The organism is Mycolicibacterium canariasense, from assembly GCF_002101555.1.
Lineage (GTDB): Bacteria > Actinomycetota > Actinomycetes > Mycobacteriales > Mycobacteriaceae > Mycobacterium > Mycobacterium canariasense.
This window is the reverse complement of record NZ_LQOL01000030.1, coordinates 1-20405: the sequence shown is the minus strand read 5'-3', so window position 1 is coordinate 20405 and position 20405 is coordinate 1. Positions and strand designations below refer to the sequence as shown.

Genomic DNA, 20405 nt, shown 5'->3' with positions numbered 1-20405 from the left:
CGACGGCCAGAAAGGCTCGAGGGCGCACAACGCCGACGGCGACGCCGCGATCGCGCGCTCACCCATCTGTGCCCTCCCGTTGCCAAAGCCATCGGCCAGATTACACCGACAACAACCGGTACAGCCCAATCAGTCCCACCACCACGATCACCGCGCGCAGCGCATTGGGTGACAGCCGCCGCCCGTAGTGGGCGCCCAGGAAGCCGCCCAGCAGCGACCCCACCGCGATCAGCCCGGCGGCCGCCCAGCTGATCCGGTCGAACGCCACCAGCGTGTAGGCCACCGCCGCAACCACATTGACCAGCAGGGACAGCAGATTCTTGGCCGCGTTCATCCGCTGCATCGACTCGGGCAGCAGCGCACCCATGGCTCCGACCAGCAGGATGCCCTGCGCCGCCGTGAAGTACCCGCCGTAGATACCGACGGCGAAGGTGGCCAGCACCAGTGCGGCCATCCGCCGCACCGAGATGTGCTCGGCCGACTGGCCCGACTCCTCGGCCCGGCGCCGGGCCCAGGACTGGATACGCGGGCCGACCACCACCAGGATCAGCGCACCGATCAGCAGCACCGGCACGATCTGGGTGAACACCTTCTCGGGCAGGTGCAGCAGCAGCCACGCACCCAACCCGGCACCGACCAGCGATGCCGGGATCTGCCATTTCAACCGGTTCCACTGCCCGCGCAGCTCGCGGCGGTAACCCCAGGTTCCCGATACCCCGCCGGCCACCAGCCCGACGGCATTGGACATCGTCGAGGTAACCGGCGGATAGCCCAGCGCGACCAGCGTCGGAAAGGTGATCAACGTTCCGGAACCGACGATCGCGTTGATCGCACCGGCACCCACCCCGGCCAGCGCGATGAGCACCATGTGCGCAACAGACACTCGGGCAACCCTACTCAGGGCACCGTCAGCGGCGTTTGACCGGACCGCGTTTCTCTCGCACCCGGACGTTGATCCGCACCGGGCTGCCTTCGAACCCGAAGGTCTCGCGCAGCCTGCGCTCCAGGAACCGGCGATACCCGGCCTCCAGGAAGCCGGTGGTGAACAACACGAACGTCGGCGGGCGGGTGGCGGCCTGGGTCGCGAACAGGATGCGTGGCTGCTTCCCGCCGCGCACCGGCGGTGGGGTGGCGGCCACGATCTCCTTGATGAAGGTGTTGAGCCGGCCGGTGGGAATGCGGGTATCCCACGACGCCAGCGACTTCTCCAGGGCGGGAACGAGTTTCTGTACCGCACGGCCCGTGGTGGCCGAGATGTTGACCCGTGGCGCCCACTGGACCTGCACCAGCTCACGGTCGATCTCGCGGTCCAGCAGGTACCGGCGGTCCTCGTCGACCAGATCCCACTTGTTGAACACCAGCACCAGCGCCCGGCCCGCCTCGATCACCATGGACAGCACCCGCAGGTCCTGTTCGGTGATCGGCTGCGATCCGTCGATGAGCACCATGACCACTTCGGCGGCGTCGATGGCGCTGTGGGTGCGCACCGAGGCGTAGAACTCGTGCCCGCTGGCCTGGCCGACCTTCCGCCGCAGTCCCGCGGTGTCCACGAAACGCCAAGGCTTGCCATCTAATTCGATCAACGAGTCCACCGGGTCGACGGTGGTGCCCGCCTGGTCGTGCACCACCGAGCGCTCGTCACCGGCCAGCCGGTTCAGCAGCGAACTCTTGCCGACGTTGGGCTTGCCGACCAGGGCGACGCGGCGCGGACCGCCGGGCCCGCCGCGCACCTCGGAGATCTCGGGCAGGTCCGCGGTCACCAGGTCCAGCAGGTCGGCCACCCCGCGCCCGTGCATGGCGCTGATCGGGTGCGGCTCCCCCAGCCCGAGTGACCACAGCGTGGCCGCCTCGGCTTCGGTGCGATCGTTGTCGACCTTGTTGGCCGCCAGGTACACCGGCTTGCCGGAGCGCTGCAGCCGTTTGGCCGCCGCCTCGTCGGCCGTGGTCGCCCCGACGACGGCGTCGACCACCATGATGATCGCGTCCGCGGTCTGCATCGCCACCGACGCCTGCTCGGCAACCTTCTGCTGCAGTCCCTTGGCGTCGGGTTCCCAACCGCCGGTGTCCTGCACCACGAAACGCCGGCCCAGCCAGTTGGCGTCATAGGACACCCGGTCGCGGGTGACCCCGGGGATGTCCTGCACGACGGCCTCGCGGCGGCCCAGGATGCGGTTCACCAGAGTCGACTTGCCGACGTTGGGTCGGCCGACGACGGCGATCACCGGGGGCGGCGCGGCGGCCTCGGCTTCACCGGCCTCGTCGTCGACGAAGCCGATCTCCCAGTCACTCTCATCGGACCAGGTGCCATCCGATGACGAACCGGATTCGATGTCGGTCATTTGTATGCCCCGGCCCGCTGCACCACCAGGTCGGCCAGATGGGTGACAACCTCGGACTCGGTCATCGAACTGGTGTCGACGATCAGTGCGTCCTCGGCGGCCCGCAGCGGGGACACCGCACGGGTGGAGTCCAGGTGGTCGCGCCGCTGCACGTCGGCGAGCACCGCGTCGTAGTCGTCGGCCAGACCGTTGGCGACGTTCTGCGCGTTGCGCCGGCGGGCCCGCTCCTGCGCCGAGGCCGTCAAGAAGATCTTCACGTCGGCGTCGGGCAGCACCACCGTGCCGATATCGCGGCCCTCGACCACCACGGCCTCCTCACCGGCGGCCAGCTCGCGCTGCAACTGCACCAGGCGCGCCCGTACGGCGGGAATCGCCGAGACCGCGGACACCGCGGCGGTCACCTCGTCACCACGGATCTCGGCCGAAACGTCTTCGCCGGCAAGGAAAGCGGTGTCGTAATCGGGGTCGTAACCCACGGCCAGATCGGCCTCCTCGGCCACCTTGGCCACCGCGTCGGCGTCGGCCAGGTCGACCCCCGCGCGCAGCACCGCCAGGGTGACAATCCGGTACATGGCTCCGGTGTTCAGGTAGCGCGCATTCAGTGCGTGCGCCAAACCCCTTGACACCGAAGACTTTCCGGTACCCGCCGGCCCGTCCAGGGCCACCGTCAGCGCGTCACTCACATCCCCACCGCCTTGTACAACTCACCGATCTCCTTGCGGGTCAACACCCGGATACTGCCCGGCCGCATCTCCCCCAGATTCACCGATCCGATATCGGTGCGCACCAATGCCTGCACCGGGAAACCGACCGCCGCCAGCAGCCGGCGCACGATCCGTTTGCGCCCTTCGTGCAGGGTCACCCGCACCAGAGTCTTGCCGGGCAGTGTGTCGACCACCGCGAAGTCGTCGACGTGGGCCGGACCGTCGTCGAGCTCCACGCCGTCCTTGAGCTTGCGGCCCAGCCCGCGCGGGACGCTGCCCAGCACCGTCGCAACATAGGTCTTGGGCACCTCGTAGGACGGGTGCATCAACCGGTGCGCCAGCTCACCGTCATTGGTGAGGATCAGCAGCCCTTCGGTGTCGGCGTCCAGCCGACCGACGTGGAACAGGTGCTTGTTGCCCCGCACCCGGTGCTCCACCAGGTCACCGACACACGGCCGGCCCCGGTCGTCGGACATGGTGGAGTGCATCCCGCGTTCCTTGTTGATCGCGAGGTACATCAGGTCTTCGTTCAACTGGATGCGCGTGCCGTCCACCCGGATCTCGGCGTTCTCCGGGTCGACCCGGGTGCCCAGTTCGGTGACGATCCGGCCGTCCACCTCGACCCGGCCGTCGGTGATCATCCGCTCGGCCACCCGGCGCGAGGCGACCCCGGCCTGCGACAGCACCTTCTGCAGTCGCACGCCTTCTGGCTCGGTCATATCAGTCCTTGTCTACATCTATCGCCGGTGGCGCCACAGGCGCGGAACCGGTCGCATCCAGCTTCGCGAATCTCGGCTCGTCGCTGAGGTTTTCGCTGAGATCGTCGATCACGTCGACGTCGGGCAACAGCGGCGCGATATCGGGCAGATCGGCCAGTGAGGACAATCCGAGCCGCTCCAGGAACAGTTCGGTGGTCGCGAACGTCACTGCCCCGCTGTCGGCATCGGTGCCGGCCTCGATGATCAGGCCACGCGCCAGCAGCGTGCGCATCACGGCATCGACGTTGACACCGCGCACCGCACTGACCCGCGCACGGGTCACCGGCTGTCGGTAGGCCACCACCGCCAGCGTCTCCAGCGCCGCCCGGGTCAGCTTGGAACGGGCACCGTCGAGCAACAACCGTTCCACGTAGGGGGCGTACCGGGCCCGGGTATACATCCGCCAGCCACCACCGGCCTCACGCAGATCGATCCCGCTGTCGCGGGCGGTCAGGTCGGCGGCCAACTGCCGCAGCGTGGCCTCGACCCGTTCGGCGGACTGATCCACGGCCGCGGCCAGCGCATCCACCGGCGCCGGAGTGTCCACCACCAGCAGTAGCGCCTCCAGCACCGCGAGCAGTTCGGCATCGTCGAGCAACCGGTCGTCGAGGCTGAGGTCGGTGTCGAGTTCGGACGGTTCAGCGACCTCGGTGCCCAGATCGACACGCGTTTCGGTGTCGGTCATGTCGTCGGTCATTGGTCTTCTTCCACTGCGGCGGCGAGGTGTTCGTTGGTAGGCCGATCTCCGGTCCACGAAACCTGGAGCACACCAAGCGGTTCTGGTTGCTCGAATGTTACCGCCCTGGCCCGGTAGAGCTCCAATAGCGCCAGGAAGCTGCCCACGATCTGCATCACGTCACACCCGGCGACCAGCTCACCGAAGGACGACCATCCGCCGATCCCACGCTGTTCCAGCAGCCCCATCAGCCGCATCGCCTGCTCGGGCACCGACACCGGCTGGACGTGCAGATGGTCCAACCGCACCGTCGGCACCGGCCGCGGGGTGAACGCGGATGCGGCGATCTCGGCGAACCGCGGGGCGTCCACACCGAGGGTGACCTCGGGTAACAGCTCCTCGAAGCGGGGTTCCAGGGCCACCGAACGGGGATAGCTACGCAGCGCGGCGGCCTCCAGTTCGGCGAACATCTCGGCCACGTGCTTGAACGCCCGGTACTGCAGCAGCCGCGCGAACAGCAGATCGCGCACCTCCAGTAGGGCCAGGTCCTCCTCGTCCTGCACCTCACCGGCCGGCAGCAGCCGCGCCGCCTTCAGGTCCAGCAGTGTGGCGGCAATCACCAGGAACGCCGTGGTTTCGTCCAGCTCCAGCTGACGGCCGATCTCCTTCGTGTAGGCGATGAAGTCGTCGGTCACCCGGTGCAGGGCGACCTCGGTGACGTCCATGCGGTGGGCGAAGATCAGCTGCAGCAGCAGGTCGAACGGACCCTCGAAATTGCTGAGCCGGACCTGGAAACCCGTCTGCGCGGTGGCCGGCTCGGGTTCGGCGCTCACGAACCGAACCGGTGGATGACCTCGCGAGCCAATGACCGATACGCTTGGGCGCCACCGGATTTCGGTGCCCACGAGGTGATGGGCTCACCCGCGACGCTGGTCTCCGGGAAGCGCACCGTGCGGGTGATGACGGTGTCGAACACCAGGTCCCCGAACCGCTCCACCACCCGCGCCATCACCTCGCGCGCGTTGACGGTGCGGGGGTCATACCGGGTCACCAGGATGCCGCTGATGTCGAGTTTGGGGTTCAGCCGGTCGCGCACCTTGTCGACGGTGTCGGTGAGCAGCGCCAGCCCGCGCAGCGAGAAGAACTCGCATTCGGTGGGGATGATCACCCCGTCGGCGCAGGCCAGGCCGTTGACGGTGAGCAGCCCGAGCGAGGGCTGGCAATCGATCAGCACATAGTCGTAGCGGTCGAGCACCGGGTAGAGCGCCCGTGCCAGCGACTGCTCCCGGCCCACCTCGTTGACCAGCTGGATCTCCGCCGCCGACAGGTCGATATTGCTGGGCACCAGGTCCAGCCCGCTGACCCGGGTCTTGATGAGCACCTGGTCGATCGACACCCGCGGCTCGACCAGCAGGTTGTGCACGGTGTTGTCCAACTCGTAATGCGGGACCCCCAGACCGGCAGACAGTGCGCCCTGCGGGTCCAGGTCGACCAGGAGCACCCGCCGGCCGTACTCGGCCAGGCTGGCACCCAGGTTGATGGTCGAGGTGGTCTTGCCGACGCCGCCCTTCTGGTTGCACATCGCGATCACCTTGGCGGGGCCGTGGCTGGACCGCGGAGCCGGTTCGGGGATGTCGCGGGCGGGCCGGCCGGTGAGGCCGACCTCGGGTTGGGGTTCGATTCCGAGGTGGAGGCTGCCGTCGTCGCTCATCCGGCCCCTCCCTCCTCGGCGAACATCGCAGCAGAGTCTAGCCGTGGAGTCGGGCCTGGCACGGCAGACCCGCTGGGTAAGGTCGCGATATGGGTCTCACACGGCGTGCCCCGTTTCTGCGCTGGTCGTTCGTGCGACTGGCCTGGGGCTCCCGCAACATCAGCAAAACCGGTCAGATCGGTGACGGACGGGAGGCGGCGGCCGCCGAATACGTGTTGCGCGAGTCCCGCCGCGGCGACATCGACGACGTGCTGGCCACGATCGACCGGTTCGCCTACGAGCAGTCCTTTCTCATCAACGTCGGTGACGAGAAAGGCCTGCTGCTCGACGCCGCCGTCCAGCGGGCCAACCCCGCGGTGGCGCTCGAGCTGGGCACCTACTGCGGGTACAGCGCCCTGCGCATCGCCCGCGCCGCCCCGGCGGCCCGGGTGTTCTCCGTGGAGCTGTCCGCGGCCAATGCCGACATCGCCCGCCGGATCTGGGCGCACGCCGGCGTCGGTGACCGCCTCACCTGCGTCGTGGGCACCCTCGGTGACGGCGGCACCACCCTGGACACCCTCGGCTTCGCGCCGGGATCCCTCGATTTCGTCTTCATCGACCACGACAAGGCCGCCTACCTCACCGACCTGCAGAGCATCCTGGACCGGGGCTGGCTGCATTCCGGATCGATCGTCGTCGCCGACAACGTCAAGCTGCCCGGTGCGCCGAAATACCGGGCGTACATGAAGGAGCACCAGGGCTCGCTGTGGGAGACCGTCGAGCACCACACCCACGCCGAGTACCAGACGCTGCTGCCCGACCTGGTGCTGGAGTCGCGCTATCGGGGTGCTGCCGCAGAGGATCGCTGATCTTGTTGCGCCGCAAGTATTTACCGAAGCATGACCGGACGACTAGAGGGCGCGCGGGTGGGCGCCCGCCCACACCTCACGCAACGCGTTGACCGTCACCAGCGTGTAGATCTGCGTGGTGGTCACCGAGGAGTGCCCCAGCAGTTCCTGCACGACGCGCACGTCCGCCCCGCCCTCGAGCAGGTGGGTGGCGAACGAATGCCGCATGGTGTGCGGTGACACCGCGGCGGTGATCCCGGCGTGCTCGGCGGCGTCCTGCAGCACTTGCCAGGCGCTCTGCCGGGACAGCCGGCCGCCGCGGGCGTTGAGGAAGATGGCCGGCGTCCCCTTCCCTCGGCGGGCCAGGTCGGGACGCCCTCGCACCAGGTAGGTGTCCAGCGCCGCGACGGCGGGCCGGCCGATCGGGACCAGCCGCTGCTTGCCGCCTTTACCGCGCAGCAGCACCGACCGCGACGTGGTGTCGACGTCGTCGATGTCCAGCCCGACGGCCTCGGAGATGCGGGCGCCGGTCGAGTACAGCACCTCCAGCAGCGCGCGATTGCGCAGGCTCAGCGGCCCGTCCGATTCGCGGTCACCGCCGGCGGCCTCCAGCAGCGCGACCACCTCGTCGACGGTCAGGCTCTTGGGCAGTCGGCGCGAGGGCGTCGCCGGTTTCACCTCGCGGGCCACGTCGACGTCGACGATGCCCTCGGCGGTCAGGAATTTGTGCAGCCCCCGCACGGCGACCAGCGCCCGGGCGGCCGACACCGCGGACAGGGCCGCCGCGCCGGTGTCCGGGTCGCCCTGGCGCAGCGCGACGAGGAACTCGCTGACATCGGACTCCGATGCGTCACGCAGATCGGTGATACCGCGTTCGGTGAGGTGCTCGGTGTAGCGGCGCAGGTCGCGCCGATAGGAACTGATGGTGTTGGCTGCCACGCCGCGCTCGATGACCAGGTGATCGAGATAACCCCGCACCTGGTGGTCGACGGCGCCGACAGCCGTGGTCACGGGTGGCCTTGGCGGGCGGCAAAGGACCGTGGCCGGTCCGGCCACGGCGCGTCGACGGGCCGCAGCCGAGACCGATCCGGCACCGAGTGGGCGGCCAGAATTCCGCCCACCGCAATGGAATTGACGATCTCACCGTCGAGCACCCGCCGCACGGCATCGGCCAGCGGCACCCATTCCAGGCGCAGGTCGGCCTCCTCGTCGTGCGCCTGCGGCCGGTCCACCTCGGTCAGCCCGGTGGCCAGGAACACGCGCACGCTCTCGTCGCTGAAACCGGGCGAGGAGTCCACGTCGACCAGCACGGCCCAGTGTCTGGCGGCCAACCCGGCCTCTTCTTCCAGTTCACGGGCCGCCGTCACCGCCGGCGGCTCACCGCCGAGGTCGAGCAGTCCGGCGGGCAGTTCCCACAGCCGGCGGCCGATGGGGTGGCGGTACTGGTAGACCAGCGCGATGTTGTCGTCGTCGTCCAGCGCGACGACGGCCACCGCCCCGTAGTGCTCCACCACCTCACGGCGCGCACTGCCCCCGCCGGGCATCCGCACTTCGTCGGCGCGCAGGGCGAGAATCTTGCCGACGTAGACGGTTTCGGATTCGAGCGTGTCGAATTCGTGCTCAGCCACGGTGTGCGGGTTCGGCGTGTTCGGCCACCAGTTCGCCCAACGGAAGCCGCTCCCCCGCCTTGTACTGCAGCGCCGCGCCGATGAACGCGGCGAACAGCGGGTGCGGCCGGGTCGGCCGGCTCTTGAGCTCGGGGTGGGCCTGGGTGCCGACCAGGAACGGATGCACCTCACGGTCGTACTCCACGAACTCCACCAGATGCCCGTCCGGGGAGGTGCCGGAGAATTTCAGTCCGCTCTCGGCGATCCGATCCCGGTAGGCGTTGTTCACCTCGTAGCGATGCCGGTGCCGCTCGGACACCTCGGTGGCGCCGTAGGCCTGCGCGACGATCGAATCCGGTTCCAGCACGGCCGGATACGCGCCCAGACGCATGGTGCCACCCAGATCGGCCTCGCCGGAGACGGCGTCCAGCTGGTCGGCCATCGTGGAGATCACCGGATCCGGGGTGTCGGGGTCGAACTCCGAGGAACTTGCCTCGGTCAAGCCCACCGAGCGGGCGGCCTCGATCACGATGCACTGCAGGCCCAGGCACAGGCCCAGCACGGGCACCCCACGCCGGCGGGCGTAGCCGATGGCGCCGAGTTTGCCTTCGATACCGCGGATGCCGAAGCCGCCGGGGATCAGCACGCCGTGCACGTCGTCGAGTGCGGCCGCCGCACCGGGGTCGGTCTCGCAGTCGTCGGAGGGCACCCACCGGATCTCGACCTTGGCGTAGTGCGCAAAGCCACCGGCGCGCAGCGCCTCGGCCACCGACAGATAGGCGTCCGACAAATCGATGTACTTGCCCACCAGGGCGATTCGCACTGTCTCCCGCGGCTCGTGCACCCGCTGCAGCAGGTCGTTCCACTGTGTCCAGTCGACATCGCGGAACGGCAGGTTGAGCCGGCGCACCACATAGGCGTCGAGCTCCTCGCGGTGCAGCACCTTGGGGATGTCGTAGATCGACGGCGCGTCGGGGGTGGAGATGACGCCGTCGATGTCGACATCGCACATCAGCGCGATCTTGTTCTTCAGCGGCTCGGGCACCTCCCGGTCGCAGCGCAGGATGAGCGCGTCCGGGGAGATGCCGATGCTGCGCAGCGCCGCCACCGAGTGCTGGGTGGGCTTGGTCTTGAGCTCGCCGGACGGCTTGAGGAACGGCACCAGCGACACGTGCAGGAAGAAGCAGTTGTCCCGGCCGACCTCGTGGCGGACCTGCCGGGCGGCCTCCAGGAACGGCAGCGATTCGATATCGCCGACGGTGCCGCCGATCTCGGTGATGACCACATCGGGCCGGTTGCCCTTGGCGTCGGGCTCGGCCATGGCCAGGATGCGGTGCTTGATCTCGTCGGTGATGTGCGGGATGACCTGCACGGTGTCGCCGAGGTACTCGCCGCGTCGTTCCTTGGCGATCACCGATGAATACACCTGGCCGGTGGTCACATTCGCCGACCCGGACAGGTCGCGGTCCAGGAACCGCTCGTAGTGCCCGACGTCGAGATCGGTCTCGGCTCCGTCCTCGGTGACGAACACCTCACCGTGCTGGAACGGGTTCATGGTGCCCGGGTCCACGTTGAGATACGGGTCGAGCTTCTGCATGGTCACCTGCAAACCGCGAGCGGTGAGCAGCTGCCCGAGACTACTGGCCGTCAGGCCTTTACCGAGCGAAGAAGCAACGCCACCACTGACGAAAAGGTGCTTCGTCGCGGTGTGCGGGTGCTTGCGTAACGGTTTCGCTTGGCCGGGCAAGGGCAACCTCCGTGGCGATGGGGCAAGGTAGCTGACTGCTACCTGGGGCCTGCCGACCCACGGAATCTCACCTTAACACCGACCCCGACAAGCTGTCGCTGGCGCGCCGATGGAGGGCGATTACTCGGGTGGTTTCACTGCGGGACGGTCACTGCGGGACGGTCACCGAGGACGCACCCTGCCCGATGCCGAACTGTCCCGGCTTGCCGCCCCGCACCAGGTCGGCGAGCGCCAGCACGCTGGTGATCCGGCCGGACTGCGCGTCGACGTCGTCGACGGTGGTCACCGCGGAGGACAGGGCGGGGTCGGAGCGGGTCACCGCCACCGCGGCGGTACCGGTCGCCGAGCCGTCACGGCCGGCCAGCACGGTGCCCGCGCCGTGCGGCGCCAGGGCGGCGGCGAAGCGGGCCACCGTCGAGCCGCGGTTGCCCGCGTCGTCACCGAGGTTGCCGCCGGTCACGATGACCGCGGTGTTGGCCGCGCCGACCCGCTCGGCGTCGTAGGAGATGAAACCGGTCTCACGCAGCGCGGCCAGCACGGTGTCGCGCTGATCGTCGGCCACGGCGGGTTCCCTGCCGCTGAGCAACGCGATGCCGAGCAGGTCCCCGGCCTGCGAGCCCTGGTCCACCGATTTGGTGGACAGCTGGCGGCCGGCCGGCAGGATGGGCGAGTTCACCACGGAGAGCAGCTTTTCCGAGGAGTTGGCGTCGACGAACTGCGGGGTCAGCGAGATGGTGCCGGTGACGGTCGCCCCGCCCTGGGTGGCCAGCCGGGTGACCGAATCGACGTCGTCGTCGGCGGCGTCCGGGGTGCGGAAGATGACCACCGACTTGCCGCCGAGGGTGTCGCGCAGGATTCTGGGTGCCATCATGCTGTCGAATTCGCCCGCTGCCGAGAGCTTTTCGTTGAGCGCGTTCTTGTCGTCGGTCAGCGTGTTGATCTGCTGGTGCAGATCGGCCTTGTCCTTGCGCAACCCGGACAGCACGGTGTCCGACAGCAGCCCGGATCCCAGCACCACCCCGACGGCCAGGGCCAGGAACACCGCGGCCAGCGAAATCGCATGCGAGCGAAGTGAAATCATGCAGCACCCCTTGCCGGCACTATTAGGTCACCAAGCCCTGAACCCAGAGCAGGAAGCGGTTCCAGTACTCGGCCACCCAGTCGAGCACCACGGCGTCGGTGCGCGATACCCACAGCGCGACGATCACGGCGATCAGCATGGCCAGCACCAGCAGGGCGATGGCGCCCCCGGAGATGCGGCTGCGGTACAGGGTGGCCACGGCCTTGGCGTCGACCAGCTTCTCGCCCACCTTGAGCCGGGTGAGGAACGTCGACGGGTTGCTCTGCTGCCGGGTGCGGTCGAAGAATTCCTCGATGGTGGCGCTGTGCCCGGCGGTGACGATGAGCGCGGCGCCGTGGTGGTGGCACAGCAGCAAGGCCAGGTCGGCGGCCGATCCGGCGGCCGGGAAGGTCATCGCGCCGACTCCGAGGTCCTGGATCCGTTCCAGGCCGGGGGCGTGACCGTCGGCGTCGGCGGGCAGCACCACCTGGGCGCCGCACCGCAGCGCGTCGCTGCTGATGACCCCGGGATCGCCGACGATCAGCGCCGGTCGGTAGCCGGCCTTGCGCAGGATGTCGGCGCCGGTGCCCACGCCGACCAGCACCGGCTGGTACTCCTTGATGAACGGCTTGAGCGCCTTGAGGTCGTCGGCGGCCGCCGAGCCCTCCGCGACGACGACCACGTGCCTGCGGTCCATGTCGACGTCGATGTCGGGGATGCCCATCCCGTCGATCAGCAGCGGGCTTTCACTGCGGATGAACTCGATGGTGTTGCCCGCGAAGGCTTCCAGATGAGCCACCAGCCCGCTCTTGGCTTCCACCATGAGCTCGTGGATTTCGAGGTCGTTGCGCTCGGTTCCGTGTGCGATCCTGCGGTCACCGGAGTAGACGCCACCGTTGTTGACCCGGACCCTGGCGCCGTCCTTGACCTTCTTGAAGACCTCGGGCCCGGCTTCGTCGATCAGCACGATGCCGTTGGCCACCAACACCTCCGGCCCCAGGTTGGGGTAGCGACCCGAGATGGACGGGGATGCGTTGACCACCGCGGACACTCCCGCCTCGACGAGCGCGTCGGCGGTGATCCGGTCCAGATCGAGAGCGTCGAGGACGACGACGTCCCCGGGCCCGACGCGGCGCAGAAGGCGGTCGATGTCGCGATCAACGCGGGCGGTACCGATGACGCCCGGCTTTGAGCTGGCATTACGGGATAGCAGCGCTGACATCTTCATGGGGCGATTCTGTCGGCCAACCCTCAAGTTGAGGTGGAGGCGCGCCGTAACACCAGCCCCACAAGTTTTCATTTGTCACATCTGCAACAGCCGCAGCGTCTCAATCGCGTCTCGCCGCGTAATGCCGCGCCGCCTTGGCGCGGTTGCCGCAGGTGGTCATCGAATGCCAGCGCCGGCTGCCATTTTTCGAGGTGTCGTAGAACCAGAGAATGCAGTGCGGATGGTCGCACTGCTTGATCCGCTGCGGCGCCTCGGCGAGTAACCGCGACAGGTCGTCGGCGGCCAGCCAGCCGGCCAGCCACTGCCGCTCCGGTACCTCGGGTTCGTCGCGCGGTCCCGCGGCCGTCAGCCGGCGCTTGATGCGCCCGTGCTCGAGCACCTCGTTCACCTCGTCGAACGAACCGTCCGTGAGGGCACGCAGGATCGCCTCTCGGGCCCGCACCAGCGCCGTGCGGGTGCGCTCGTCGGCGGTACAACGGTCGGCCAAGTCGTTGGTCTGCAGCCAGCACCGCAGTCCGGCCGTATCTGCCAGCAGATCCCGCGGCCCCTCGGGCGACATCCAACGGGTGTTCAACAGATCCAGCGCAAGGGGTTCGTCGACGTGCGGACGCGGATCGCGCATATCCCAGAGTATCGCACTAACCATCTAAATCATTTTAGATGGTTGACGCCACGACCCGATCCGGCCTAACCTGCGAATGAAACATCAACGGTTACATCTTGGAGGTCCACCATGACCACTGCCACCACACCGGGACACGTCGGGCTCAACGTCACCGACCTGGAGCGCTCGGTCGAGTTCTATCGGCGGGCTTTGGGTTTCGAGCAGCTGGGCAGCAGCACCGACGGGGAGCACCGGTACGCGTTCCTGGGTTACGACGGGGCCCTGCGACTGACGCTGTGGCAGCAGAGCAACGGCGTGTTCTCCACCGCAACGCCCGGCCTGCACCACCTGTCGTTCCAGGTGGACAGCATCGACGAGGTCAGGACGGTGGAAGCGGCGCTCAAGGAGCTGGGGGCAGCGTTCGCCCACGACGGGGTGGTGGCCCACAACGAAGGCGCGGCCTCCGGCGGCATCTTCTTCACCGACCCCGACGGCATCCGGCTCGAGGTGTACACCCTCAGCGGGGTGGACGCCGAACCCGCCCCCAACGGTTCCACCCCCACCTGCGGATTCTTCTGAGCGGCCGCGATGGCCGTGTATCACGCGGGTGAGATCGCCGTCCAGCGGCGCATGGGGCAACAGCACGTGGCCGATCGGGTCGGCCGCATCATCCGTAACGAAATCCCCACCGCGGCAGCCGATTTCCTCACCCGGCAGCCGATGGTCGTGGTGAGCGCGGCGGATGGCGAGGGCCGGGTGTGGACCGGTTTGATCACCGGTCCACCCGGCTTCGCGTACGCCACCGATCCGCGGACCATCGTGCTCGAGGCATTCCCCACTCCCGGCGACCCCCTGGCCGAGATCCTGACGCGTCCGCAGCGGATCGGGATGATCGCCATCGAACCGCAAACCCGGCGCCGGATGCGGGTCAACGGCACGGCCGTACCGATCCCGAACGGCCTGCGCATCCACACCGACCAGGTGTATTCGAACTGCCCGAAGTACATCACGCCCAGAACCGTGACGGGCCTTCGCCCGGGCCCGGCGGGCGCGCGGTGGGCGACCGAGATGGACGCGCACACCCGCGACGTCGTGGCCGCCGCCGACACGTTCTTCGTCGGGTCGGCGGACACCGACGGCAATGCCGACGCCTCACACCGTGGCGGCGATCCGGGTTTCCTGCACGTCGTCTCCCCGACCCGGCTGCGCTGGCCCGACTACCGCGGCAACTCGATGTTCATGACGCTGGGCAACATCGACGTCAATCCCCACTGCGGACTGCTGATCCCGGACTGGCAGACGGGCTCGACCGTGCAGCTGACCGGCACCGCCCGGATCGACTGGGATCACACCGACGACGACGCAGCCCAGTGCTGGATCGACCTCACGGTCACCGCGGTCGTCGAGCTGCCCGGGTCCGGCTAAGGGGCGCTGCGCTCCTGTTGCGCGGCGTCCAGCAGCTCACGCGCGTGCGCACGCCCGGTGTCGGTGTCGCCGAGACCGGCCAGCATCCGGGCCAATTCGGCCACCCGGTCGTCCTCCTGCAGCCGCACCACCCGGCTGGACTTGGGGCCGCTCTCGACGACCAGGTGGGTGTCGGCGTAGGCGGCCACCTGCGGTAGGTGGGTCACGACGATGACCTGGTGGCTGCGGGCCAGCCGGGCCAGCCGCCGTCCGATCTGCACCGCGGCGCGGCCACCGACACCGGCATCGACCTCGTCGAACACCATCGTGGTGCCGGCCGCCGACGCCGCGAGGACCACCTCCAGAGCCAACATCACCCGCGACAGCTCGCCGCCGGAGGCGCTCTTGGCCAGCGGAAGCAGGTCGGTGCCGCGGTGCGCAGCGAAGCCGAACTCGACGGCATCGGCACCGTCGTGCCCGGCGTGCACCACGGTGCCGTTCGACAGCGTCAACGGCGCGGAGTCGTCGGCGCGGGCCGGCAACGGTGACACGCTGATACCGAAATCGGCCCCGCTCATGGCGAGCCCGGCGAGCTCGGCGGTGACGGCCTTGGCCAGGCCCTTGGCGGCCTTGGTCCTGGCCTTGGTGAGGTCGGCGGCCACCGTGACCAGCTTGGCCTGCAACTCGTCGACCCGGGCACGCAGCCCGGCCAACGCCTCCTCCGAGACGTCGAGCTGGGCCAACCGTTCCCGGGATTCCTTCGCCCAGGCCAGCACGCCGTCGATATCGGCGCCATACTTGCGGGTCAACCCCCGCAGTGCGGCCTGGCGCGCCAGTTTGCCTTCCAATGTGCTTGCGTCACTGGGTAATTCGGTAAGGTAGTCACCGAGCTCGGTGGAGACGTCACCGATCACCGCCACCGCTTCGGCCAGCCGGTCGCCCAAGGTGCGCAGCGCGGAATCGTCGGTGCCCTGCAGCATCGCCTTGGCCTGGGCCACCGCGCCGGCCGCCGACACCGCCTCACCGGCGTCGTCGTCGGGCGCACCCGCCAGCGCGGCACGGGCGCCGGCCGCCGCCTCGCGCAGCGCGTCCAGTTCCGAGAGCCGGCGGATCTCGGCGACCAGCGCGTCGTCCTCACCGGGTTGCGGGTCGACCTCGTCGATCTCGTTGAGGCCGAAGGTCAACCGGTCCGATTCCAGGGCCAGTTCCCGCGCCCGCTGCGTGCGATCGATCAGGTCGCGGCGGGCCGATAGCCATTCCTCGCGCACCGCACGGTACTTGGCCAGTGGCGTGGTCACGTCGGCAAACCGGTCCAGCGCCGCCCGCTGCTCGTCGGGGCGCATCAAGCGCAGCTGGTCGTTCTGGCCGTGCAGGGCCAGCAGTTCGTTGGTGAACGAGCTCAGCGATTTCGCGGGCACGCTGCGGCCACCCAGGTACGCCCGCGACGGCCCGTCACGGCTGACCGACCGCGCGGCGATGACGCTGTCGTCGTCATCGCGTTCGGCGCCGGACGAATCGAGGATCTCGTCGATCCGGCCGATCACCTCGGACTGCACATCGGTGGTGGTGAAGCGCCCCTCGACGACGGCCCGTTCGGCGCCGGTGCGGACCCGGTTGGCGTCGGCGCGGGCGCCACCGAGCAGGTGCAGTCCGGTGACCACCATGGTTTTACCGGCGCCGGTCTCCCCGGTGAGTACGGTCAGTCCCCGGTCGAACTCGGCGGTCGCGGTGCTGATCGCCCCCAGCGACTCGATTCGGATCTCGCAGAGCACTACTGGCCACGCCATCCCGTGACGGGCAGCCGGAACTTGCGCACCAGCCGATCGGTGAAGGGCGCGCTGTCCAGCCGGATCCACTTCAGCGACGTGCCGCAGCGGGTCACCTCCAGGCGCGCGCCGGCGGGCACCACCATCTCGCGGCGTCCGTCGCAGAACACCATCGCGTCGTGTCCCCCGCTCTCCACTTCGATGGCGATCGCGGCGTCCGGGCTGGTGACCATCGGCCTGGCGAACAATGCGTGCGCGTTGTTGGGCACCACCAGGATCGCCTCCAGGTCCGGCCAGAGGATCGGCCCGCCCGCCGAGAAGGCGTATGCGGTCGACCCGGTGGGCGTCGCGACCAGCACACCGTCGCAGCCGAAGGAGGACACCGGCCGGCCGTCGACCTCGAGCACCACACCCAGCACACCCAACCGCGGCCCCTTTTCCAGGCTGGCCTCGTTCAGCGCCCAGCCGCGGTCCCGGATCTTGCCGCCCTCGCGCACCACCACGTCCAGCGTCATCCGATTCTCGACGCGGTAATTGCGGTTGATGACGTTCTCCAGAACGCTGTCGAGCACCTCGGTCTCGGCCTCGGCCAGGAAGCCGATGCGGCCCAGATTGACTCCCAGCACCGGGATCTCGACGTTGCGCGCGAGCTCGGCGGCCCGCAGGAACGTGCCGTCGCCACCCAGGGCGAGCACCACCTCGCAGCCCTCGGCGGCACGCTCGTCGGGGTCGACGACCTCGATATCGATGCCCAGGGCGCGCATATCGTCGGGATCGAGGTGCAGCGCCCCCCGGTCGACGGCTTCGGCCGTCAGCACCCGCAGCCCGATGCCGTGGTCGCCGAGCACCTTTTCGACGCGGCGCGCGGTCTCGGTGGCTTCGTCGCGGCCGGTGTGCACGACCACCAGGACGGTGCGTTCGCTGGTCATTGCGGTCCTTCGTCGATGGCGCGGGCTATCGCGCGCTGGAGTGCGTCACCCTGCAGCGGGTGGTCGGTGGTTGCGCGCAACCAGAGGAAGAACTCGACGTTACCCGACGGGCCCGGCAGCGGGCTGGCCGTGACATCGACGGTATGCCAATGCAATTCGGCGGCCCGCCGGGCGACTCCGAGCACGGCCTCGGCGCGCAACGCGGGATCGGAGACTACCCCGCCGGCGCCCACCCGGTCCTTGCCGACCTCGAATTGAGGTTTCACCATCGGCACGATATCCGCGTCGGCCGACGCGCAGGCGGTCAGCGCGGGCAACACGGTGGTCAGCGAGATGAAGGACAGGTCGGCGACCACCAGGTCGACGACGCCGCCGATGGCCTCCGGCGTCAACTCCCGCACATTGGTGCGTTCCAGCACGCTCACCCGTTCATCGGAGCGCACCGACCAGGCCAACTGGCCGTAGCCGACATCGGCGGCGATGACGTGCGCCGCGCCACGATCCAGCAGGACCTCGGTGAACCCACCGGTGGACGCCCCGGCGTCCAGACAGCGCCGGCCTTGCACGGGAACGCCGAAGGCATCCAGTGCGCCGATCAGTTTGTGCGCCCCGCGGGATACCCAGGTCCGTTCGACGGCGGCGACGGTCAACGCGGCATCGACCGATACCGCGGTGGCCGGCTTGACGGCAGGCATCCCGTCGATGCGTACCAGGCCGGCGTCGATCAGCTCGGCGGCCTGCTGGCGTGATCGCGCCAGTCCGCGTCGCACCAGCTCGGCGTCCACCCGTGCCCGCCGTGTCATCGGTTCAATTCTCCGCGATCGCGTCGCCCCGGCCTTCCACCGATTCCAGGGCGCGCACCAGCAGGTCGTGCGCCTGCTCGAGGCGCACGGCGACGGCCTCGATATCGGCCGGCTCGACATCGCCCACGGTGACGTCGGGCAGGCCGGCCAGCAGCTCCTCGATATCGGAGCGGATCTGCTCGGGATCGGTACTCATGTCAGGAGTTCACGCTAGCCGATCGGGTCAGCTCAGCAGCGCCCAGCGTTGTAGTGCCGCACGGGCCGTGTCGTCGCCCGGCGCGATCTCCAGCCGGCCGTTGGCACCACCGGCGGCCCACGCGGCGTGCGCCAGGGCGCGGACCACGCTCAGCTCGTCCGTGGCCTGCTCGCCGGTTGCCCGGACCGTGAGCATGGGCCCGTCGGCGTCGACCCGCCAGGCCGGCTGCGGGGCGATACGCAGCGCGTGACCGTCGGTGTGCAGTGACCGCAGGTCCGGGGCCACGAAGGCAGGGCGTTGCGCCGGGACGGCACGCACCATGTCCGCGGCGGTGTTCACACCGGTGAGCACCATCAGGCTGGGCAGGCCGGCCGCATTGGCGCCTTCGATATCGGTGTCGAGGCGATCCCCGACCACCAGCGGCGCCCCGAAGGTGCCGCGCGCCAGCGCGTCGTTGAGCAGGGTGGGGGCCGGTTTGCCGGCGACCTGCGGGTCCTGATCGGTCGCGGTCCGCAGCGCGGCGACCATGGAGCCGTTGCCGGGCAGCAGCCCACGCTCGGAGGGCAGGGTGCGGTCGACGTTGGCGGCCACCCAGATGGCGCCGGCACGGATGGCGAGTGCCGCCTCGGCCAGATCGCTCCAGCCGGTGGACGGGGAATGCCCCTGGACCACTGCCGCGGGGTTCTCGGTGACCGTGCGGACCGGACGCAGCCCCACACCCTCGATCTCGGCGGCCAGTGACTCGGTCCCGACGATCAGGACGGCGGCCCCGGCCGGTAATTGGGCGGCCAGCAGCCGCGCCGCGCTCTGGGCGCTGGTGACGACGTCGTCGGAGCCGGCGGAGAAGCCCAGTTCGCGCAGATGGGCGGCGACTTCGGCCGGCGAACGGGAGGCGTTGTTGGTGACGAACAGTGCCCGGGGCTGCACTTCGGCCAGGCTTTCGACCGCTCCGGTGGTGGGTTCGTGACCGCGGAAGACGGTGCCGTCCAAATCCAGGAGCAGGCAGTCATGCTCCTGTACCAGTGTGCCCATCTCAGCTCAGCTCGGTGATGCGCTCTTCAGCGTCGGTCACGCCGTCGACGTCGGCGGCCGCGGCGTGGATGAACGCCTGCACCGCGTCGTCGGTCCGCCCGAGGGCCAGCAGTGTCTCGGCATACGCGTAGTACAGCCGGGCGCCGGTCTGCCCGGTTCTGGTCGGATCCAGCGGCGGGCTGGCGAGCACGGCCAACGCTTGTTCGTGCTGTCCCAGGTCGGAGCGTGCGCCGGCCACCACGATGCGCAGCTCATCGGCGTCGTCGCCGGTGAGCTGTTCGGCTTCTGGGCTGCGAGCCAGTTCGATCGCCCGCTCGGGCCGGCCGACACCGCGTTCGCAGTCCGCGATCAGCGGTAACAGCGAGGACTTGCTGCCCATCCGGCGGGCGGCGCGCAACTCGGCCAGCGCCTGCGCCCAATCGCCGCAGTGGTAGGCGGCAATGCCGACGGCCTCCCGGACGGCGGCGATGCGCCCGGACCGGGCACGGGCGGCACGGGCATGGGCGAGTGCGGCCTCTGGATCGTCGTCGAGCAGCTCACCGGCCGCGACCAGATGCCGCGCCACCACGTCGGCGGTCGACTTGTCCAGCGTGATCAGCTCACTGCGGATCTCCGGCGACAGCTGCTTGGCCTCGATCTCCTTCGGGATCGGCGGACCGGCAGGTCGCCGGGCATCGCTGTCGGGTGCGCCCTGCGGTGCGTGGGGACGGTCCCGGAAGTTCCGTCGCGGCCCGCCGTCGGTACGGCGCGGACGTCGTTCACCGCTGCCACCCTGCCTGTCCTGCGCCACGCTGGCCTTCCTGATCGATCATGTGTCCCGGCAAAGGATAGCCGGGTGCCGGCGAATCGCGACAGTCGCCCGAATTCGCGGCGAATTGTCTGGATGGGTCCGAATATAGAATTACCCCCCACGTAATCGTGGGGGGTAATTCTAATGTGTGTTCGGCGGTGTCCTACTTTTCCACCCGTGTGGGTAGTATCATCGGCGCTGGTAGGCTTAGCTTCCGGGTTCGG

At 69.1% G+C, this 20405-nt stretch carries 22 protein-coding genes; 3 read left to right on the top strand and 19 right to left on the bottom strand.

Annotated elements, in window-relative coordinates; genetic code table 11:
- Nucleotides 1-100 precede the first annotated feature (100 nt).
- Genes AWB94_RS04950 through AWB94_RS04920 form a run of 7 tightly spaced genes read right to left on the bottom strand, consistent with a single transcriptional unit; the run spans nt 101 to nt 6188 of the window.
- Nucleotides 101-868, bottom strand: coding sequence for a sulfite exporter TauE/SafE family protein (locus tag AWB94_RS04950; protein ID WP_062659529.1), 768 nt, complete (start codon nt 866-868; stop codon nt 101-103).
- A gap of 40 nt (nt 869-908) precedes the next feature.
- Complete coding sequence (gene der, locus AWB94_RS04945) at nt 909-2339, bottom strand: ribosome biogenesis GTPase Der (RefSeq protein WP_062659530.1); 1431 nt, start codon at nt 2337-2339, stop codon at nt 909-911.
- Nucleotides 2336-3022 carry a (d)CMP kinase gene (gene cmk, locus AWB94_RS04940; protein ID WP_062659531.1) on the bottom strand — a complete coding sequence of 229 codons (687 nt, stop codon included), beginning with the start codon at nt 3020-3022 and terminating at the stop codon, nt 2336-2338. Before cmk ends, der begins: the two co-directional genes overlap by 4 nt.
- Nucleotides 3019-3762 (bottom strand): pseudouridine synthase, encoded by a 744-nt coding sequence (locus AWB94_RS04935; RefSeq protein ID WP_062659532.1) that lies wholly within the window; start codon nt 3760-3762, stop codon nt 3019-3021. The genes cmk and AWB94_RS04935 overlap by 4 nt, the downstream gene beginning before the upstream one ends.
- Nucleotide 3763: 1 nt before the next feature.
- Nucleotides 3764-4498 (bottom strand): SMC-Scp complex subunit ScpB, encoded by a 735-nt coding sequence (scpB, locus tag AWB94_RS04930; protein ID WP_062659533.1) that lies wholly within the window; start codon nt 4496-4498, stop codon nt 3764-3766.
- Nucleotides 4495-5310 (bottom strand): segregation/condensation protein A, encoded by an 816-nt coding sequence (locus tag AWB94_RS04925; RefSeq protein WP_062659534.1) that lies wholly within the window; start codon nt 5308-5310, stop codon nt 4495-4497. The genes scpB and AWB94_RS04925 overlap by 4 nt, the downstream gene beginning before the upstream one ends.
- Nucleotides 5307-6188: a ParA family protein gene (locus AWB94_RS04920; protein ID WP_062659535.1), complete on the bottom strand. Its 882-nt coding sequence runs from the start codon at nt 6186-6188 to the stop codon at nt 5307-5309. Before AWB94_RS04920 ends, AWB94_RS04925 begins: the two co-directional genes overlap by 4 nt.
- Nucleotides 6189-6277: 89 nt before the next feature.
- Here AWB94_RS04920 and AWB94_RS04915 point away from each other — a divergent pair, with 89 nt between their 5' ends.
- A complete protein-coding gene (locus tag AWB94_RS04915; RefSeq protein ID WP_062659536.1) occupies nt 6278-7036 on the top strand; it encodes an O-methyltransferase in 759 nt (252 codons plus the stop codon).
- 42 nt (nt 7037-7078) lie between these two features.
- Here the strand turns inward: AWB94_RS04915 and xerD are convergent, their stop codons facing one another.
- The 6 genes from xerD to AWB94_RS04885 form a co-directional block, all read right to left on the bottom strand.
- Nucleotides 7079-8026, bottom strand: a complete 948-nt coding sequence (gene xerD / locus AWB94_RS04910; RefSeq protein WP_062659537.1) for a site-specific tyrosine recombinase XerD — start codon at nt 8024-8026, stop codon at nt 7079-7081.
- Entirely contained in the window at nt 8023-8643 is a 621-nt protein-coding gene (locus AWB94_RS04905; protein WP_062659538.1) for an NUDIX domain-containing protein, read from the bottom strand. The genes xerD and AWB94_RS04905 overlap by 4 nt, the downstream gene beginning before the upstream one ends.
- Entirely contained in the window at nt 8636-10369 is a 1734-nt protein-coding gene (locus AWB94_RS04900) for a CTP synthase (RefSeq protein WP_062659539.1), read from the bottom strand. The genes AWB94_RS04905 and AWB94_RS04900 overlap by 8 nt, the downstream gene beginning before the upstream one ends.
- 148 nt (nt 10370-10517) lie before the next feature.
- Entirely contained in the window at nt 10518-11450 is a 933-nt protein-coding gene (locus tag AWB94_RS04895) for a copper transporter (RefSeq protein WP_062659540.1), read from the bottom strand.
- A gap of 22 nt (nt 11451-11472) precedes the next feature.
- Nucleotides 11473-12657, bottom strand: a complete 1185-nt coding sequence (steA, locus tag AWB94_RS04890) for a putative cytokinetic ring protein SteA (RefSeq protein WP_062659541.1) — start codon at nt 12655-12657, stop codon at nt 11473-11475.
- Nucleotides 12658-12757: 100 nt separating this feature from the next.
- Nucleotides 12758-13279 carry a CGNR zinc finger domain-containing protein gene (locus tag AWB94_RS04885; protein WP_062659542.1) on the bottom strand — a complete coding sequence of 174 codons (522 nt, stop codon included), beginning with the start codon at nt 13277-13279 and terminating at the stop codon, nt 12758-12760.
- Nucleotides 13280-13390: 111 nt separating this feature from the next.
- Between AWB94_RS04885 and AWB94_RS04880 the strand changes: the two genes are divergently transcribed.
- Nucleotides 13391-13840 (top strand): VOC family protein, encoded by a 450-nt coding sequence (locus tag AWB94_RS04880; RefSeq protein WP_062659543.1) that lies wholly within the window; start codon nt 13391-13393, stop codon nt 13838-13840.
- Between the two features lie 9 nt (nt 13841-13849).
- Nucleotides 13850-14686, top strand: coding sequence for a pyridoxamine 5'-phosphate oxidase family protein (locus tag AWB94_RS04875; protein WP_062659544.1), 837 nt, complete (start codon nt 13850-13852; stop codon nt 14684-14686).
- On the opposite strand, the gene recN is transcribed toward AWB94_RS04875, so the two are convergent.
- From recN to AWB94_RS04845, 6 genes are read right to left on the bottom strand one after another with little or no spacing between them, the layout of a single operon-like run.
- Nucleotides 14683-16437 carry a DNA repair protein RecN gene (recN, locus tag AWB94_RS04870; RefSeq protein WP_062659545.1) on the bottom strand — a complete coding sequence of 585 codons (1755 nt, stop codon included), beginning with the start codon at nt 16435-16437 and terminating at the stop codon, nt 14683-14685. The genes AWB94_RS04875 and recN overlap by 4 nt on opposite strands.
- Nucleotides 16437-17360, bottom strand: coding sequence for an NAD kinase (locus AWB94_RS04865; RefSeq protein WP_062659546.1), 924 nt, complete (start codon nt 17358-17360; stop codon nt 16437-16439). Before AWB94_RS04865 ends, recN begins: the two co-directional genes overlap by 1 nt.
- The gene (locus AWB94_RS04860) at nt 17357-18163 is read right to left on the bottom strand and encodes a TlyA family RNA methyltransferase (protein WP_062659547.1); all 807 of its coding nucleotides are present in this window, start codon (nt 18161-18163) and stop codon (nt 17357-17359) included. Before AWB94_RS04860 ends, AWB94_RS04865 begins: the two co-directional genes overlap by 4 nt.
- A 4-nt stretch (nt 18164-18167) precedes the next feature.
- Nucleotides 18168-18359 carry a hypothetical protein gene (locus AWB94_RS04855; protein ID WP_062659548.1) on the bottom strand — a complete coding sequence of 64 codons (192 nt, stop codon included), beginning with the start codon at nt 18357-18359 and terminating at the stop codon, nt 18168-18170.
- A 27-nt stretch (nt 18360-18386) separates the two neighbouring features.
- Entirely contained in the window at nt 18387-19391 is a 1005-nt protein-coding gene (locus AWB94_RS04850; protein ID WP_062659549.1) for an HAD-IIA family hydrolase, read from the bottom strand.
- A gap of 1 nt (nt 19392) precedes the next feature.
- The gene (locus AWB94_RS04845) at nt 19393-20181 is read right to left on the bottom strand and encodes a tetratricopeptide repeat protein (RefSeq protein ID WP_084395492.1); all 789 of its coding nucleotides are present in this window, start codon (nt 20179-20181) and stop codon (nt 19393-19395) included.
- Nucleotides 20182-20405: the final 224 nt, after the last annotated feature.